Source organism: Psychroserpens algicola (assembly GCF_014526325.1).
Classification (GTDB): Bacteria; Bacteroidota; Bacteroidia; order Flavobacteriales; family Flavobacteriaceae; genus Psychroserpens; species Psychroserpens algicola.
This window is the reverse complement of the sequence record NZ_JACNMJ010000003.1, coordinates 41,276-59,876: the sequence shown is the minus strand read 5'-3', so window position 1 is coordinate 59,876 and position 18,601 is coordinate 41,276. Positions and strand designations below refer to the sequence as shown.

Genomic DNA, 18,601 nt, shown 5'->3' with positions numbered 1-18,601 from the left:
GTTAACAATGCGTTGAAATTGTAGATAGAATGGGTATTCACATATATAAAGCATAAAGCTAAAAGTGACACAAATTATGACACAAAAAACCATAAATGTGTCACTTTATTTTTGTATCTATGTATCATAAATTTAATAGTAATGCCAAAATTATCTTTCAAACTTCGTCACGCTAAAGGAAATGCAGCTTCAATTATTATTGTTTACAACTATGGCAAGGAAAAGAGATTGAGATACGCTACTAAGTATCGTGTTCAAAATAAAAAGAATTGGAATGCCAATACAGAACGTGTCAAAAATGTTATAGAAGAGCTCGATAGAGTTGAGATAAATGGTAAGCTTGACCAACTACAATTAGCTATTAACAGTTTCTATGGAAATAGAGTAATCAAGGAAGGTAAAGAATTAACTGATGATTTATTAAAGGATGTATGTGACAAAGTTCTTGGAAGAAAGCAAGTTGAAGATGAAGTTGAGAAATTGGAATTACTAGAATTTTATAAATGGTATATCGATTTTTACCAAAAGAACCCCTTAATGTCTTCTGGAAAGGTGCTTGCTAAAGGAACTGCATCTACATATAAGAATTCTCGCAAAATATTGAAAAGATTTAACGAAGAACAAAACTATAGAATATCATTTGAGAAAATTGGACAGAAGTTTTACAGAGATTTTTTAAAATGGTTACATGAAAAGGATTATTCAACAAACTATATAGGCACTCAAATTAAAAATCTAAAAACTATTTTAAATGCTAGTCTAGAACTTGAACATCACGACAATAGAGAGCATCTAAAAAAGTACTTTAAAAAACCTTATGAAGAAGTCAACCACGTTTATTTAACTCCTGATGAATTGGAAAACATATACAATGTGGAACTTAAAAATATTAAACCAATCAAAATAAGCAAATCTCTATACCTTACACCAGAGCAACTTGATACTGCTAGAGATTTATTTTTAATATCTGCTAATACTGGATTGAGAGTTAGTGACTTTAATCGTTTAGCGAAAAACAACATTATTGAAGCAGAAGGAAAAAAGTTTATTCAAATTGTTATAAAAAAGACTCAAAAACCAGTAACTGTACCTCTAAAAACTATGGTAATTAACATTCTGAATAAAAGAAATGGTCACCCACCAAAAAAAATGCCTGAGCAGCACATAAATTATGCTATTAAAGAAGTAGCCCGTTTAGCAAAAGTCGATTCTGATGAAATCTTAGAGAGAACAGAAGGAGGGATAAAAAAACAAATATCGAAAAAGAAATACGAACTAATAGGAAATCATTCAGCTAGAAGAAGCTACAGTTCTAATGCATATTTAGCAGGTGTACCCATTCAAGACATAATGCTTACAACAGGACACAAAAATGAGCGAACATTTTTACTTTATGTTAAAGCGAGTAGCCTACAAAGAGCAATTAAAACGGCAACTCATCCTTTTTTTAATTAAAATGAAAGTCTTTTACAGTAAAATTGAGGCTAAATACATTTCATTTTAAGAGAATTTAACATCTCTAATCGTTAAAGTTGAGTTAAAAAAAGTCGTAAATCAGCTAATCTAAAGTTAAATAAACTAATTCAAAACTTACATATCTCATAATCAAATTTTTAGCTTTTTAGATTAGTTAATTCAATTTAAACAACTTTAAATCAGCTAATTACGTTTGCGTGTAGTTTGTGTTACTTATATCTTTGTAATGAAAGAAACAGATAGCTATCCCTCTTTACAGGAAATGACCTAAGGGTCTTTTTACTAAAACTTAAAAATTCATTTAGATATGAGAAAAGTAGAAATTGAGCAAGTCTCGATTAGGGAACTTATTGAAAAGTTTGAAGAAATAATAATTAAAAATACCAATTTCCAAAAACCAGAATTTGAATCTAACATCCCTGATATATTAACAAGAAATCAGGTTGCTGAAATGCTACAAGTAAGCAAGGTAACACTCAATAATTGGGCTAAAAACAAAGTCTTAATTCCATACAGTATTGGTACAAGAGTATATTATCGTAAGGAAGATATTTTCAATTCCATGAAAGGAGGCAAAAATGTTTAATTGTTTTACTAACATAAAATCTTCAAGCCTTGTTCAAGGAAGCATTACACCCGAACAGTTTATTAGCTTAGTTAAAGACGGTAGTGAGTATTCAAATAAAATCTTAGCTGCAAGGGAAATATATAAAACAAACTCAGAAGGTTATACCTCATTTAAGTTAACGAATCTTCCTTGTTACTCTTTAAACTTCACCTTTAACAAAATCAGGAGTAATGATACAATTAAAAGAGCTTCAGGTTATATCTATATAGATATTGATGATAACGTAGAAATTGAATTAGGCAACCCCTTGATATTTGCATCTTGGTTATCCTTATCAGGTCATGGGAGAGGTGTTCTGGTAAAAGTAGATGGATTGAATAAAGCTAATTTCTCTAATACCTATAATGATATAAGTAGTGAATTAAACATTAATAGCGATAAGGGGGCGAGAAAAACTACTCAAGTAAATGTATTATCCTATGACCCTTATCTGTATTTAAATAATAATTCGGATACATTTATAGCTATTTCAAAAAAAGACCATTACAGTATTAAAAAAACTAAAAATACTATAGGGACTGTAATGGGCTCTGAATATCATAATCTAAGATTTGACAATATAGACGAGCTTATCGAGAATGTCGAATTTGATGGGGAGGTCATTTATGATTTTAAACAGAAAATTAAGTATGCAGATGCGTATATCCCATTTGGAGGTTACCAAGAGGGATATAGAAATAATGGCTTGTGCGGATATGCTTATCAAGTAAGAGCACTAAACCCTAAAGTAAATCTTAAGACACTATACAATTTATTAAAGATTGTAAATCAGGAACAATGCCATCCACCACTGCATAATTTTAAAATAAGGAAAATAACTGAAAGTGTCATGAAAATAAAAAACATCCCTGCTATTATGAATAAAACTCGAAGGTATGTTTATAGTAAAGATTACCAACTAAGTGTTTCTCAGAGGAAGAGTGAGATGATGAAGCTTATTAATAAGGGTAGAATTGAGAAATCAAAAATGATAATTGAAAGGACAATTTATGATTGGGATTTTGAAACTATGGGGAAAATTACTCAAAAAGGCATTCAATCAATAACAAATCAAAGCCTTAATACTATAAAAAAATACTATCATCTTTATAAATCAGAGATCCAAAGATTAAATATAGAATTTACTAATAAATATTAGCTGTTTGAATTAATATGGTAAATCAAAATCATCTCCAATTTCTTCAATATTTGATGATCCTTGACGTCTTAAATCTCTATGGGGTCTTTTTAATCTATACTTAATAGTATTATAAGTTATATCGCAGTCAGAACAATGAAATACATCATGTTGGATCTCCTTCATTACTAAACTACATTTATGACAAAAATATTCAGCTCTTTCTAAGTGTCCTAATTTGTTATCAATGATTTTTGCTAGGCTTGGATGTATATACCCTCCTGTTGATTTTAAACTAGACAACCTCCTTTGAAACATATTGTGAGAACAACAACTTCCACAGTTATCACATATATATAACCCATTCTTACATTTTTTAGAAATACGACTATCTATAACATTATTACACTTACCATTTAAACAATGATTTAAATACACTTGCTCTTCATGCTTAGTGCACATCTCATTCATACAGCAAAATCTAACAACAGTATGTGCGGCAAAATGAGAGGTTTCTACAGGATGCAAAATTTCATCACAATCAGAACAATACATTTTGTCCAAAAGTCTATTAAATCGATTTATTTGACCTAAAAATCTATAATAAAATCCATTTGGTATTAAATCTCCCATACCATTTACTTCATCTGTATTAAATCCTAATATTTCACAGAAGTTTAATAGAGTTAATTCATTTTCAGTAATTGGGTTAATGCTTTTACAATTATCATAACATTTATCTCCTTTGCACCACCAAAACTCTTTATTAAATAAATTGTCCTTTTTGTTTGCTAATCTACCTTCACAAAATTTTATCCCATTTGGAATTGAGCCTAATTCAAAGTCTGCTAAATGTGGATTATTGATATAGTTGCTGCCTTCTAAATCTAGAAAGAATTTATTTTCTTTTGCGAATTCTAAAACTTCTTTTTCGTATTTAGAGGGAACTCCCCAATGACTTTCATCTCCGTTCCATTTTCTACCAGGTAGTTTTCGTATTTTTTCAACTAAACTCTCGCTATATTCAAATTGAATTTTAAAATAAAAACGGTTATTATCATATTTCTGTTTTGAAATTTTCCCGTTAGTTTTCCAATCATATTTCACTTGTGTGCGACCAAAACAATTTTCAAAATAATTATCTAATTTAAATTTTGTTTTTTTAGCATTGCTTATGTCTTCAAGCACGATTTTCAATACTTCTCCCTCTAAAATGAAACTTTTTTTATCTCTAAATGATTTTAATGATTGAATAACAACATCTGTTGAAATATCTAGTGGAATAGATGGATTAAACTTAAAATTAAGCTTATATAGATCTAGATCGATTTTTGTTAGATCATCTAATTTATCAAGTGTAAGATCAAATTCATTTTTACGCTTAAGATAAAAGAGTCTTTTAATGATTATAACCTGATCATGTGGTGAAAAATAAACAAACTTCGATTTAAGTAATTCAAAATTTAATTTTTCTTCAAACCCTAAAAACCATATAATGATATTATAAAATTCATTTTTAAAGTCACGTATAATGTTTACATGGTTGTGATCAACGCCCAGTAAATAAGATATTTGGTTATAGTAGGTGTAGAATATCGTTCTATCAGTAATAGGTTTTTGTACGACTAAAAGTGATTCTATGAACTTATTAATCTCTTCTTGTGATATTATTTCATCCTTTATCCAAATTTCAATTTGATCATAGATTATTTTATCATCTGCTAATATCCCCTTTAAATAATTTAAGGGATATATTTTTCCTCTTCCAGCTTCCCATAATTTAAAATAGGTTTCAGGATTTATTTCAATTTTAACTTGTTTATCAAATTTCTTGAATCTGCTATCTCCTAAATATTTAATTGCGATATCATATAAATATTCATATTTATCATCATTTAATAATCCTATTTTTTTAATTATCAAATCTAAAATGAACTCTTCTTCACAAGTGTGTTTTAAAATTCTATCCAAATCGTACAAATCCATTTCACTATGTTTTATAGAAATGACTTTATGAATAAATTCTTGATCTTGGTCATTTAAGCTATCTAATATCTTATATAGATCACTGATTTCTAATTCTTTTATTCTTTTTAAAACGATTTGCTGTGGAATATCTTTAACGATATTCTTGAAAAACAATTCATACTTTTCATTTTCACTAGTGGTTTCAAAAATGTATTTTTTTAAAATGGGTATTAAAAAACCAAACTTTTTGTCAAGCCAAAATTCACTTTCATGAAAGGAATTTTCGTAATTAAATTCATATGGGAAGGAATTACTCCCTTTAATAAGATTCTTTAAAAAAGTAAATGAATTTTCAATATCATTATTTTGAATATAACTTGAAAATAGATTTTCAACCTCTTCTTCATCAAGCCTTTTTAATATTTTTATTCTGTTAGCTGATGAATTTTCTTTTTTAAAAAATAATTCTTCAATTTCGTTAAAGGTTATGTCTTCAACCATTCCTTTAAACCATAATTCAGGTAAGAAAGATTTTGAACATTTTTTTAACATTATATTTTTGACAATATTTTCTAATTCAGTTTTCTTAATATTGTTTATTTCGTCAGGTATCAAATAAAAAAGATCTCTATATTTATTATAGCCTGATAGGTCATTGATTTCATTCAATTCTTCAGCATTGGACAAAATGAGATCCCTTTTTAAGTCAAAATAAATATCATCAATTTTAGTCCTATATTCACCTTTTTTCTCGTCCCCAATAAATTCCAAATAATTATAGTTTTTTTCAAAAAATAAAGCTTTCAAATCAAAGTCATTGTCATGGCTAAGACTATTGATCTTATTAATAGAATATTCTTTGCAAAATTCAGGTCCAAAACTTAATTCATATATTTTTTTTAAATCTTCCAAACTAAGATCATCAGATACCTTTGAGAAAAACGCTTCATTCAATTCATCATCATTATCCAGACCTATGAATTGCATATTATTATTTTGCCAACAGTTAAGAATAAGTTTATTGGTTTTATTTCTGCCAAATTGTAAAAACAACCTTGTCTTTATACCATCTCTTAAGTCCTTATCCTTGAGACAATCTAAGGCATAGTCAATAATTGAAATAAATTTATAATAATGATTTTCTTTTAGCCTACCCTCGTAATAATCCAACCACAGATCTGTTACCTTATCACCAATTTCGATCTGCTTAGAGAATAATTGGTATGCACCTGACTTAAGAATATTTCTTGATCTTTTTTCTTTTGTATAATAAGTTTTCCAACGAGAAGTGTTTTTGTATTTCACTTCATATTCAACAACATCAAATAAATTAATATTATCGAATAAAATGTACCAATCATCAATTGTGTTTATTATCCTGCATTTTGATGCTGAGCTTCTGTTCTTTTTTTTATCAAACCTTTCATTAAATATTACTGCAGTACCTATTAATAATTTATCTAGAACATCTTCAAAATTATTTACATGAAGAAAACATTCCTTTCTTTTGAAGGTTCCTATCATCCCGAACCCTTTCTCTTTATCAAACCATTTAATTAGTCCTACATTCATATTTTTTTAACTCATATACTAATCATTCCATATTTTGATTATATCCTTATACAAGTCATTAGTTCTTGCCGTAATAATAGATTCATTCCATTCATCATTATTTAAATAATCAGTAGTGATGCGAAGAGTGGAATAGGTTTGTAGAGCCCCTTTTTTAATAGTCCAATTAGCATCTCGAAGAGAGCTGTTTAATTTCCCTTGAAGTAATGTAAGATTTCCTAATGTGAGAAGTTTATAGTCCCTTTCTTCATCTGATAAACCGACTGGATTACTCCAATTATTTCTCCATTTTTTGGGCATAATGTGTTCAACACTAAATCCATCAAAACTTAATTTATTAGTATCTTGAAAATCATTATTCAAATGGTATAAAGCTATACAGTACAATACTTCTCGACTAAACTTATTTATTAGGTACTTGTTATTTAAGGCGTGTTCTAATGTTTGATTATTAGGGAAACGAGATGAATCATCATCATAAGACATTACTTTATCTCTAAGTACAGATAACGTTATTGAGTCTTTACTTTTTAATTCTCTAAGTAATGATATAAAAAGATTGTTATAATTTTTAGTTGTTAATCTACAGATTGTTCTGCGTACTAAATAGCTTTCTAAAAATTTTAAAATGGATATTCTTTCTTTTATATCCGTTACCTCTTTGTATATGAATAAAATTAAAGGAAAAGCTGTTGAAATTTCCAATTCCCTGAGAATATGCATAAAACGTTTTTCATTTTCAGAATAACTCATTTGAGACAAGTTTTCTCCATCTGGAAATAGTGCATAGATAACAGCATATTCACTTAGATCTTTAGAAAAAGCAATTTTTTCTTTATCCGATAAGTTTTTTAGATAGGATTTATATTCTTTAAATAATGAATCAATTCTAATTACTCCAGCTGTCTTAATAACTAGGTAACTATACAAAAACAGCTCTACTGCACTTCTTCTATTTCGACCTGCCGTTCTTTCTCTACTCCAAAAACTAATAGCATCCTCATCCGCTTCAAAAATATCTTCCCAATACTCTTTATAATATGGTTGTACCGCTTCAAAAGCAAACAAATGATTTTTCAGTAATTCAGCTGTGGTAAGCTTAACACCAAGAGAGTTGATTGTATCAAATATTTGTTGAACATCATCATCTTTAGATAGAGCCATATGGATAACTGGCAGCTTTGATAGAACGACATTTACCAAGTCTCTTAAGTCTTTTTCCTCTAGTTCTTCTTCTATTTTTGATTTAAAAAAGAGGTATGACCCTTCAATATTATTAAATTTTTCAAAGTTTGAGTTTTCCTCTTGAAAATGCTCATTAAGAGAGCTATTAGAATCTAATGATAGTAAGATTTCTTGAAAATATTGTTTGTCTATTTTACTATGAACAACCCGTATGTTGTCCTCTCCATATGAATCTTGAAAACTTAACAGCGACTTTATATATTTACTTAATTTATCATCTTTTGTAGCATCATGAATAGATCGTAAAACAAGACAGATTGTAGTGAGTCTTTGCTGTCCATCAATTAGGTCATATTCAAGTGCTCCCAATCTTTCGCTGTTTTTTTGCTTAACTATGATAGTGCCGATGAAATGCTCACTGTTTTCTATATTCTCATCCTGGTAAGCTTTTAATTCTTCTCTCAGGTTTTCCCATAGCTGCACCCAATTATCAATATTCCAAACATAAGATCTTTGGAAGTAAGGTATTTGATATTGAGCTGTTCCTGTAAAAAATGAATTTAGTTTTTCTTTATTTGCGCTTAACATATGCTTTAATAATTTTTATAAAATGGTTCCGCTGTAAACTTCATAAATTCATCTGTTTTTATGTTGCTTCTGCTTATTACTTGAAAAGGTTCGAGTTTTGCAATTTCCGACTGCAAATCCTTTGCTGTTTTGTTGCTACAACCTAAAATATCTTGAATAGCTTTTGCTGATGCTCCCTCACTTTGGAAAATATATGAGAACTCCAAAAGCTCTTGAAAGTTGAAAAACTTCTGCTGATAATCTGATGGTGATTGTGAAGCAAAGAATACCACGATTCCTTTTGAGCGACCTTCACGTATAATTTTCTCCAAAAAGATATTTTTTTGTCCCAAATAATTATGAGCCTCGTCAATTACTAGAAGAGTTCTCAATGTCCTTCTGCCATCTTTAATTGGACTATCAGGTAATGAAGCCATTTCTTTATACAAACGCTCAATTACCAAATACCCTATCAATTCTTTTAGTACAGGCATTTTATGGACATCAATAATCATTGTGCGATTACTAATTTTTTCCATTGGTGGCAAACTAGAACCGTGAGACCAGAACAAATTGAAATTTGCTAAATCTCTCAATACTTCAATTAATGAATCATCTCTCTTCCCTTCTTCTTCATAGGCTGCTAATGCTAATTCTAATACATCATTGAAGTCAGGAAAAGACCTATCGGATGATGCTCTCGCTGCATAGCCTCCTATAATAGCTTCTGTCAAAGCTCCCTTTTGTACTACACCAAGTTTTGAGTTGATAGAAGCAAAGCTCTCTGCTTTTTCTCTTGCAGATAATTGTATATCTTGTTCATTGTAATCTGATAGAATGAAAGGACTAATAGGTAAGTACTCATTGTTTTGCAATAGCTTATATGTTCTTGCTCGTGAGACATCTATAAAAGCTTCATTATCAACAACATCGCCCTTGTAATCAAAAAATATAAAATTGGTTTGATAATCTGATTGGACCCTAATATCCGCTAAAATTTTTAATAAAAACTGTGTTTTTCCTACACCAGGTTTTCCCATGATTGCCAAATGAGAATTAGCGTGAATAGCAGTATCATTTAATGCCATAATCAAATCGTTATTGTGCAGAATATCTCTGCCAATAAATATATCTAAGTCTTTTGTTTTTAATTTTTTAGCTCCTGACAGGTTAATACTAGACACAACATCTGAGTACCATCTTGAGACATCTTCCCCGTTTTTCTTAAATAAATCCCATAAGAGTTCAGCCCCATCGTCTATATGGTTCTTGATTATACTCTTATTACTGTAAAAAAGAGGCTCATCTAAGTCTTCGGGTCTATGAACTTGATTTATCAATGCTTTCAAAAAAACTTCATCTGATGCTACAAACGTTGACCTTTTCATCTCACCCCCTGAAAAATTTGTGCTACGTGCAACATTCTTACCAGTGTTCACCAAAGAATAGGAAAATGCCATACGAGCCAAAATTGCTTTATCCAATTTGGTGTTTGCTCTGAGTGTACTTATAATTTCGTCTGTTCTTAGTGATGTATATAATCTATCAGCCATAATCTATTCTTTAATTCCAGAAGTAACCTTCTTTTACGGTGGTTAATTCATTGTTTTGACTAAACTCTAAACGTGCAGCACCTGTGAGATGTGGCTCCAAATTCTTAAAGTAATTGTTATCCACTTCGGTATCTGTTGATAATATAACCACTTGGGTTGCTGCATTAGGGAAGTAATGATTTACAATATTATCTCTATGAACGCTATCTAATCTGGATAATGGTGTATCTATAACAATAGGTAAATTAAGTTGAGACGTTTGAGCTAAGCCCCAAAGTAAAGACAAAGCAAATACTTCTTTTTCACCTGCAGATAAACCAGATTTTTTCATTTCGTGACCGCTCTTATCTCGTATCTTAATTTCATAGGTTTTGTTGTTAATTTCCAGGTCCTTTATTAAACCTGATTTACTTGAAAGCATTTTGTACATTTCGAAAGTTTTTTCTTCAAGCAACTTTACTTTCTGCCTTCTTAGTTTTGCTTTATAGCTCATCATTAAATTTGCAATCGCATCACATTCCTCAATGAAATCAACCTTCTCTTTAGAGAAATTATGTCTTTCATATAGTTTACCAATCTCTAATTCAATTTCCTTGATTTTATTCTCAATCTGAACTAATTCTTCATTTAAATTAGACAAACGTACAGATAGCCTTCCTATTTGGGTATTAGAGCCTTCAATGGTGCTTTGTAACTCTTCAAACAACTCTTTTTCACTATCAGATGTGCCAGAGGTTTCTAAACTGGCTTGAATAGAGCGAATTTCGAAATCTAATTCTGATTTCTCTTTTATTAAGTCCTCTAGTAATAAAACATCACTTTGTTCTATCTCTTCTATCTTATTCAAAATCTTTGCGGTGTCTCTGTCTGATAAGTTCAATATTTTAACCACTTCATCTGTCGACTTATTTTCTTGTAATAAACTTAAAACTCTTTGGTGTAATTTTTCTTTTTGACTTGAGGTAAGTGGCTCTGCTGTTATAGGTTCTGGTACATCAAAGTTCTCTACAATTTTTTGAGCCAATGCATCAGCATTCTCTGAAATAACATCTTGTTTTTTACTTTGACTTTCTATATTTATTTGTTTTTTTACATCATCAAATAGTTTTCCTGCTAATGCCCAAGGTAAATATCGTTCTGTGAGGATCTTTATTTGATTATCTAACTGATTGCTTTTATTAGATAATTGAATGCGTTTTTTTTCTTTTTGCTTTATTACTTCTGAAGATTCAGGATCTAAGTTAAAAATAGCTTTAAACCTTGCTTGTGCTTCTTCCTTATCTGTTTTAAAACGCTCTAATTCTAACGATAGGTCATCTCTTTCTTGTTTTTTGTTAGTGAGCTTACGTTGTTCTTTTTTTAACTCACTTTCCTTAAACGTAATATCTTCATCTGTAATCTCTACAAATCCTTTGCGTTCTTCTTGTTTCAAGTACAATACATCACTTGATAAGCGAGAAATATACTGAATACCCAATGCTGCTTCTAAAGACGATTTAAGACGTACTTCTGAATGGTCGTCTGCTGCAATTTCTTGTATTTTTTCTCCATCAAAAAAGAAGAATTGTGTAATGCCTTGCGGTATTGTAGCATTGATATAATCTTGCCACATTTCTTTGTTTTGAACACTTACACGTTTACCATTTTTAACAACTACTAATTTTTCGGATAAATCTTTATGCCTTGGATTTTCTGTAGCACCAGCACTCCAAGACCTATTGATTAATATAGTTTCTTGCTCGTCTGTTTCTAATTCTAATTCAAAAGAAACAAAAGCATTGCCTTTGGCTAATTCTTTTCGGTTGATATACTTGTATAAAAAATCTGTTTTAGTACCATACAGACAAATATTTACGGCTTCCATAATAGACGTTTTCCCAGCCCCATTCATACCACCTACTAAAAAGATACTTTTACCCTCACTACTTTGAGGAAACTCAATAGAAGTTGGGTATTGAAACGACTTGTAGTTTTCAATGGTTAGTTTATTAAACTTCATTACTTGCTTTTTTAAGGTCTGACTTAATAATTTCTTTTAAAGCATCATAAACTCCTCTGCGGTTGTCTTTAAATTGATACTCTTTAACTGTAGCTAACAATTTTTCTACCTTGTCAAACCCTACATTATATTGAGTGCAGAGTTCTTGCAATAACTCCTTGTCTGTTTGTGCCATATCATTTTATTTTTTTGCAGCTTCTTCTATTATTTCTTCCACTCTATTTTTGGCTTTCTTTAAAAGAATTTTAGCCGATTGACTATTTTCTAAACTACTTCTAACAAGATTTCCAATGGCTTCCATTTTATCTTCACTAATAATTGGAACAATAAACTTCGCAATATCATTAGGGTACAACTCTGCTTGTGCACTTCCTCTAATGTGTTGACTGGTTTGAAGTTTACCTATTGTAGTATTCAATACTAATGCTAGATAAGTGGTATCTATACTATAATCGTTGAGTCTTAAAATATTAACGTGATTACTTGCTAAAGCTTTTTCCTCACCTAAATAAACATTAGTTAATCCTACATAAGCTCCTGTTGTATAAATTAGAATATCTCCTTTGAAAATATGTGCTTTAGAATTTGCCTCAAATTCACCCTTTGAAGTTCTTTCAAGAATATCATATTTTATATGGGTAGCCGAAAGATGTTTACTATTAATGACTAAAGATTCTCCATTTTCTACATATGTTGGTTGAACTCCTCTAGAATTTAAAGATGTGATATAGCCAATTTTTTTACATTCAAAATTTGCTTGTAAATGATTAATCAATTGTTTAAATTGAGGTTGAAAGTGATTAGAATCTAAACGCCTTGTACATGCCACCTCACTAAAACTTGCGGTATAGCTTTTTGGCTTTTCAAAAGTAATTTTATCCAAACCCAATTCTGTTTCTAGTAACTCTGTAGCCTTTTGGTAAAGTGATTGAGACTCTTGTTGAAGTTCAAATGCTTTTCTTAAATAATCTCCTGTTTCTTGTTGATACGGGAATAAGCATTCAGGTATTACAAATTTGGAAATGTCGTAAGGATAGATTTCAATTTGCCCGCTTGAACCTCTATAGTTTTGGTCGAACTGAAGTAAGCCATATTTAGAATTTAAAAAAGCTGTAATAAAATAAGGATCAACACTTCCATTACGCAAGATGGTAATATGCCCATCACAGTATGCCTTATCATTATAAAACCAAACGCTTGTTCTACCTAATGTTCCTACTCCAGTAGATGTAATTAAAACATCGTCTCTTTGCACTTGACCTCTATTATTAGCTTCAAAAAAAGAATCAGTTACATATTCTTGTCTGGTTTCATTAAAGTTCATAAATCCAACATTAACACTACGCAATGCTTTTATAGTACCATCAATAGCATATGAAGGTTGAGAACCTCTATTAATATGGTTAAATAAACGACCTAAATTATAAGTACCACCCGTTTTATTTAGATATGAAAGATTATCCTGATAATCTTTTCTAAAATATTCTGCATCAAACCTATCAGGTTTAATTTCTGTGAGATTTACTGTATTCCAAACTGCCATAGCTTCTTCTAATTTTTCCAAAAATCAAAACCTTGCTCTTTAGAAAACTGTACAAACGCTTCCGCAATGTTTAAGTCTGCCTTTTCAAAATCAAAGTCTGGGGTTAATAAATCGTCTCTTGTAATGCTGTGATTTACTAAATCTTGGTCTATTTCTGGGTTACCAAAATCATCTTCTATGAGGTTACCATCATCATCTAGCATATATTCGTAATCACCACTATTATTTTTACCACCTCTTTCGCTCACTGCCATGAAAATAGGATAGTCTAATTGTTTAGCTACTTCTGCATCTATATAGCGGTTTCTTATTTTTTCTATGCTATCCTCATTATTCAATAACAGTTGTAATTTTCCCTTATTGGTAAGCAATAGTTTTTCTTCTTCTGCTAAAGGAATTTGTTTTTCGAATAATTTTATTTCTGCTTTTAAAGTCTTTTTAATAGGGTTTATTCTGCTGTCCTTTAGCTCTTTTTCTTTCAGTTTATACTTTGCTTTTATATCTTTTTGCTCTTGTGTTTTAGCTGCTCTTTGAGTTTTAATATCTTCCGTTAACTTATCTTTAAATTCTTTCGCTTTAGTTTTTTCGTCTGTACTTAATCCAGAAAGTGAAATACTTTTCTTTTGTTCATTAAGTGATGTTATTTCTTTATCAAAACGCTCTTTAGCAATTTCTAATTCGGCATCTCTTGTATGTTTTAATGCTTCTAACTCGTCATCTAAACCAGCTAATTTTGTTTTTGCCTTGAGCAAACCATTCTTTAAATCATCTATTTTTTCATCAATGATTTCTAATTTATCCTCTAATGATAGTGGCTCATTACTTTCATCATCTTCCTCTTCTTCAGAATCAACGTCGGTAGTCTCGTCTTCAATTTCAGGTTCTGGATATTCTTCCAGCAACAATTCAAAAATCTCTTCTGCAATTTTATCTTCTGGTATGTCAATTTCTTCTTCAAACTGTGCTAATACATCTTCTATTTGTTTAGCATAATCAGGGCATTTGCTTTCTACTTCTTTTTGCACCTTGATAATATCCGCTAATTCTTCATCTGTATATTTCTGAATGAATAATACTGAGGTTTTTGTTCCAGTATGAGGCTTGAAAGAATTACCATGTAAACCAACTACACCTAACAACCGTGCTTTGCGCAATATCCATTCTCTAATAAATGCCAGAGAAGAGTTGTTAAATTTACCTTGAGGTAATACAATTGCAGCTCTACCACCAGGACGAAGCATTTTTACAATACGCTCAATAAACAAAACATCTCGTTCTTCTTTAGGGGTCTTATCTTTTGCTCTTTTAATGGCAGGTTTTGCCAAATCGTATTGAGAGAGCATTTTTTTGTTCTTCATTTCTCCAGCAAATGGTGGATTTGCCAAAATGACATCAAAATTCATTTCTCCAAAATATTCCCAAGCCTTATCATCATCTTTAAAAGTTTCTCCTTCTGGAATTTTGGCTTTTAATAATTTAGTTTTACTTAACTCAGTCATTAAATATTGACCTGATTTAGTGGTATACCATGTTCTCGGATCTATACTGCTCACATCAGGACCGAAAATATTGGTATGTCCATCACCAGCAATTAGCATTAAGGCACGAGAAGTTTTAGCTGCTCTCGCCTCGAAATCAATACCCCAAAGGTATTTGCCTGCATATCTATGCTTGCGAAGCTCTTGCTCTTGTACTGTATCTGCTGGAACTGCCCATTCCATAGCATGAAGCAAGAACCCTGCTGAACCACAACTTGGATCCATTACGTATTCATCATCCTGTGGGTTAAGCATACGAACACACATTTCTATGACATGTCTTGGTGTAAAAAACTGACCTTTCTTTTTCTTCGCTTCTGTTGGTAATAAGTACTCAAAAGCATCATCCATTATTCTTAAATTAGATCCCATTAATCGAACAGGCTCAACAGGTCCAATACAAACTTGCAAGTGGTCTTTTCTTAATTTTATATTTTCGTTATCTTCAAATACACCTTGCCATTCATTACAAGCTTTTTTAAATAAACCATTTATTTTATCATAGGTTAATTCTGGGTCCTCAAACTTCTTAAACTCAACCTCTTTATTCGGTCTAGTGCGTTTATTTTCATTTGCTTCTTTTTCATCCCATATTTTGGCAAAAATGATTTTAAAAATTTCATTGAATTCATCAACACCACTATCAGCTAAAACCAATTCTTCCAAATCTTGAATGATTTTTTTGAAATTGAACGATGTCTTAAGTTGGGTTAATGTTCTTTTTATTTCTAAAACATCTTTTTCTTCTTCATTAACTTTAGGTATTTCTGAAAGTGTATCAAAATCTTTATTTTTTGGCTTATATAGAATCAAACGATCTGTACCATTAGACCAAACCCCAATTGGGTTACCATTAGCACCCAAATAAGACTTTAATTGAGCAATTCCATCTTTACGTTTAGGTTTTTTAATTTCGAATAGAATCTTAACTGTCTCCTTAGAGTTATCTCTATAAACTGCAATATCAGCACCTTTTGGATTTACTTCAGTTCCATATCGCACAGGGATTTCACAAACTATCTGATCTTTATTATACCCATAGAAATTGAGAAGTTTGAATAACCATAACTGTCTAATAATTTCTTCTGGGGCAGATTTTCCGTTTTCTACATAAACCTGTAATTCTTCTTTTTCAGAATACATGGGAGCTAACGGTTTGATGTAATAAATCTTTTTTCCTGTTTGTCTTCCTGTACCATCCTTTGAATAGATATTAATCATTTCATGTATAGGAGTACCCAATCCTTCAAATTCTGAAAGCTCATATTTTACTGCTGGGTCCTTAAATATTTTATCTATTACTTGTTGGGTGTTCATTGTTTTATTTAATTAAAATAATTCTCAAATTTCGATAAATAACATTCATTATCATAATAATTCACACCGTAATTAAGTTGTGAACTTATCAATTAATGCTGATTAAAATAGTAAGGGGAATCTTAGGGTCAATAAAGTTAAGAAAACACATGCTTTGGACCTAATACAATTTAGGAAAATTAAAGATTGAGTTTAGCATAGCACTTCAACTCTCCTTTAGAAATATCAAATCCTTTTTTTGTTAAGAAGTTAATTCCTTTTTCGTTATGAGAATTTAATGTACAATCAATAGCTCTTTTGTTATTTATTCTTGCATCAACAATTAAAAAATCTAGCAATAATTCAGCAATGTTTTTATTTCTATACTCACGAACAACGAACCTCTTGAAATCACAACAAAATGAATTATGATCTTCATAACCTAATATTCCAACTATTTCATCATCAATTTTGGCAACATAAAAAGTATCTTCTTCGAACCTAAATCGCAAATTATTATTGTCTTCATTAGTAAATTGTTGATACCACTTTTTTAATTTAATTATTAGTTCAGAATTGACTTTTTTTACTTTTATGTTCATTTCAAAACTTCATATTTCCATGTATAATGGCTAGAAACAAAAGGAGTACCACCTTCTCTACTAGTAATTTTAGCTTTAATTCTAAACTTCGTACCTATTGGATAATCTGTTGAGAGTTCTTTGGAACATTGCACAAACATAGATTCTAAAAATGGCTCTTGATTAGCAACTGGTTTAATGTGAACTAAACCATGTCTAGATGATGCATCGGCAGGGATAAAGCTTTCAACAATAATGTGTCTATAATCTTCTTTTTTCACGGTATATTTAGTTTAAAGATATAATATTTAATTAGTTTTCATCTTTTTTTTTATTGATAGATCGTGCTTATAAAACAAATCACTACTATCGATTCTTCCTTGTTCATAGGCTTTATATTTCTCATAATGGAAATACTTATTATATAAACCAGATTTTAAGCTAATAAATATTCTTTGAACATTTGTATCAAGACTATGACGAATACTATCTACATAAAAATAATCAGTTCCTACTTGAGCTTTTAAAAATGGAATGTCAATATTTTCTCCAACCCTAGGAATATAAGCCAAGTTCTTACACAGAAAATAGCCTCTATCATTTTCAAAATAGTTCAAGTCAAAATAAATTTCTGGCTTATTAAATTCTAGATAATTCTCCTTTTCTAAATCAAATACTTCATTATATAAATCCTTTATTAGCTTACTCAATGTATAGGGTTTTATATTTAACTCAATTCCTATTTGTTTTAAAGAAGGTAAATATTCATCTGAATCGATGAAGTCTTTTGACAACATAAACTCAATTAATTGTTTGTATTTATCATTCTTTGAAAACAGATCTTTTAATTGAACCTTAATAAAAAGTAAATCCAAAAATGCTCGTTTAATTGAAAATCGCCTTTTCATAATATTTGATTTTTTTATTTACAATAAACAAAGCCTACCTCCAAACCCCTCATTTTTGACTCATTTTCACCGAAAAAATACCTTACAGTATACACGTATTACAAAATCGATTTAATTTGATTTCTTCAAAATTAACCTCAATCGAAAATAATTAAGTGAAAGAATAACTATGATTAAAGGAAAAAGTATGCAAAAAATAATTGTATTGACTTCGTAATATGAGAATTCGAATAAATTGGCTAAGTTGATTATAAAATCAGTGCAGTAAACAAATATTTCATCTATGACTTTCATTTACTTGCTTTTTGATTTTTTTTAATTCTTAAATACAACTCAATATTAGCTATTAGAAGTGTATACATAAGAACAGGCACCAGTAATACTAAAAAAAGAACATTCATTAATTTATAATTATTGCCTTTATGCATAAATTCAATAATGCCAAAATATAATGGGTCTATGTATTTAAAATAGGGTTTAGCAAAGTTAGCGTGGTTTATCTTGCAATGGCTTTTAGTATTATAGTAACATGCCCAAGTACATCTGTCTATCAATATAGAATCGGAATTAATAGCAACCACATCTTTAACCTTAACACCAGTTTCAGTTCTAGTATATCTTGATGCCTCATTGACTAAAACTATTATTAAGATTGGTAATAGAAATAACA

Annotated in this window: 13 protein-coding genes; 3 read left to right on the top strand and 10 right to left on the bottom strand. The window is 30.1% G+C overall.

Annotated features, from left to right (window positions below; all coding sequences use genetic code 11):
- The first annotated feature begins 141 nt into the window (after positions 1-141).
- From H7350_RS08870 to H7350_RS08860, 3 genes are all read left to right on the top strand, one after another.
- The gene (locus H7350_RS08870) at positions 142-1,455 is read left to right on the top strand and encodes a tyrosine-type recombinase/integrase (protein WP_204345552.1); all 1,314 of its coding nucleotides are present in this window, start codon (positions 142-144) and stop codon (positions 1,453-1,455) included.
- A 328-nt stretch (positions 1,456-1,783) separates the two neighbouring features.
- Positions 1,784-2,062: a helix-turn-helix domain-containing protein gene (locus H7350_RS08865; protein WP_204345551.1), complete on the top strand. Its 279-nt coding sequence runs from the start codon at positions 1,784-1,786 to the stop codon at positions 2,060-2,062.
- Positions 2,055-3,242, top strand: a complete 1,188-nt coding sequence (locus tag H7350_RS08860; protein ID WP_204345550.1) for a hypothetical protein — start codon at positions 2,055-2,057, stop codon at positions 3,240-3,242. Before H7350_RS08865 ends, H7350_RS08860 begins: the two co-directional genes overlap by 8 nt.
- Before the next feature lie 9 nt (positions 3,243-3,251).
- Here the strand turns inward: H7350_RS08860 and H7350_RS08855 are convergent, their stop codons facing one another.
- From H7350_RS08855 to H7350_RS08810, 10 genes are all read right to left on the bottom strand, one after another.
- Complete coding sequence (locus tag H7350_RS08855; protein WP_204345549.1) at positions 3,252-6,761, bottom strand: cold shock domain-containing protein; 3,510 nt, start codon at positions 6,759-6,761, stop codon at positions 3,252-3,254.
- 18 nt (positions 6,762-6,779) lie between these two features.
- Complete coding sequence (locus H7350_RS08850; RefSeq protein WP_204345548.1) at positions 6,780-8,534, bottom strand: DUF262 domain-containing protein; 1,755 nt, start codon at positions 8,532-8,534, stop codon at positions 6,780-6,782.
- A gap of 5 nt (positions 8,535-8,539) precedes the next feature.
- Positions 8,540-10,066, bottom strand: coding sequence for a DndE family protein (locus tag H7350_RS08845; RefSeq protein WP_204345547.1), 1,527 nt, complete (start codon positions 10,064-10,066; stop codon positions 8,540-8,542).
- A gap of 10 nt (positions 10,067-10,076) precedes the next feature.
- Positions 10,077-12,065 carry a DNA sulfur modification protein DndD gene (gene dndD / locus H7350_RS08840; protein ID WP_204345546.1) on the bottom strand — a complete coding sequence of 663 codons (1,989 nt, stop codon included), beginning with the start codon at positions 12,063-12,065 and terminating at the stop codon, positions 10,077-10,079.
- Positions 12,055-12,240: a DNA modification system-associated small protein gene (locus tag H7350_RS08835; protein ID WP_081923463.1), complete on the bottom strand. Its 186-nt coding sequence runs from the start codon at positions 12,238-12,240 to the stop codon at positions 12,055-12,057. Before H7350_RS08835 ends, dndD begins: the two co-directional genes overlap by 11 nt.
- A gap of 6 nt (positions 12,241-12,246) precedes the next feature.
- A complete protein-coding gene (locus tag H7350_RS08830) occupies positions 12,247-13,629 on the bottom strand; it encodes a restriction endonuclease subunit S (protein WP_204345545.1) in 1,383 nt (460 codons plus the stop codon).
- Positions 13,617-16,463, bottom strand: coding sequence for an N-6 DNA methylase (locus H7350_RS08825; RefSeq protein WP_204345544.1), 2,847 nt, complete (start codon positions 16,461-16,463; stop codon positions 13,617-13,619). Before H7350_RS08825 ends, H7350_RS08830 begins: the two co-directional genes overlap by 13 nt.
- 179 nt (positions 16,464-16,642) lie before the next feature.
- On the bottom strand, positions 16,643-17,044 hold the full coding sequence (locus H7350_RS08820) for a GNAT family N-acetyltransferase (protein WP_204345543.1): 402 nt from the start codon (positions 17,042-17,044) through the stop codon (positions 16,643-16,645).
- Complete coding sequence (locus H7350_RS08815; RefSeq protein ID WP_204345542.1) at positions 17,041-17,304, bottom strand: hypothetical protein; 264 nt, start codon at positions 17,302-17,304, stop codon at positions 17,041-17,043. Before H7350_RS08815 ends, H7350_RS08820 begins: the two co-directional genes overlap by 4 nt.
- Before the next feature lie 27 nt (positions 17,305-17,331).
- Entirely contained in the window at positions 17,332-17,931 is a 600-nt protein-coding gene (locus H7350_RS08810; protein ID WP_204345541.1) for a hypothetical protein, read from the bottom strand.
- Positions 17,932-18,601 lie beyond the last annotated feature (670 nt).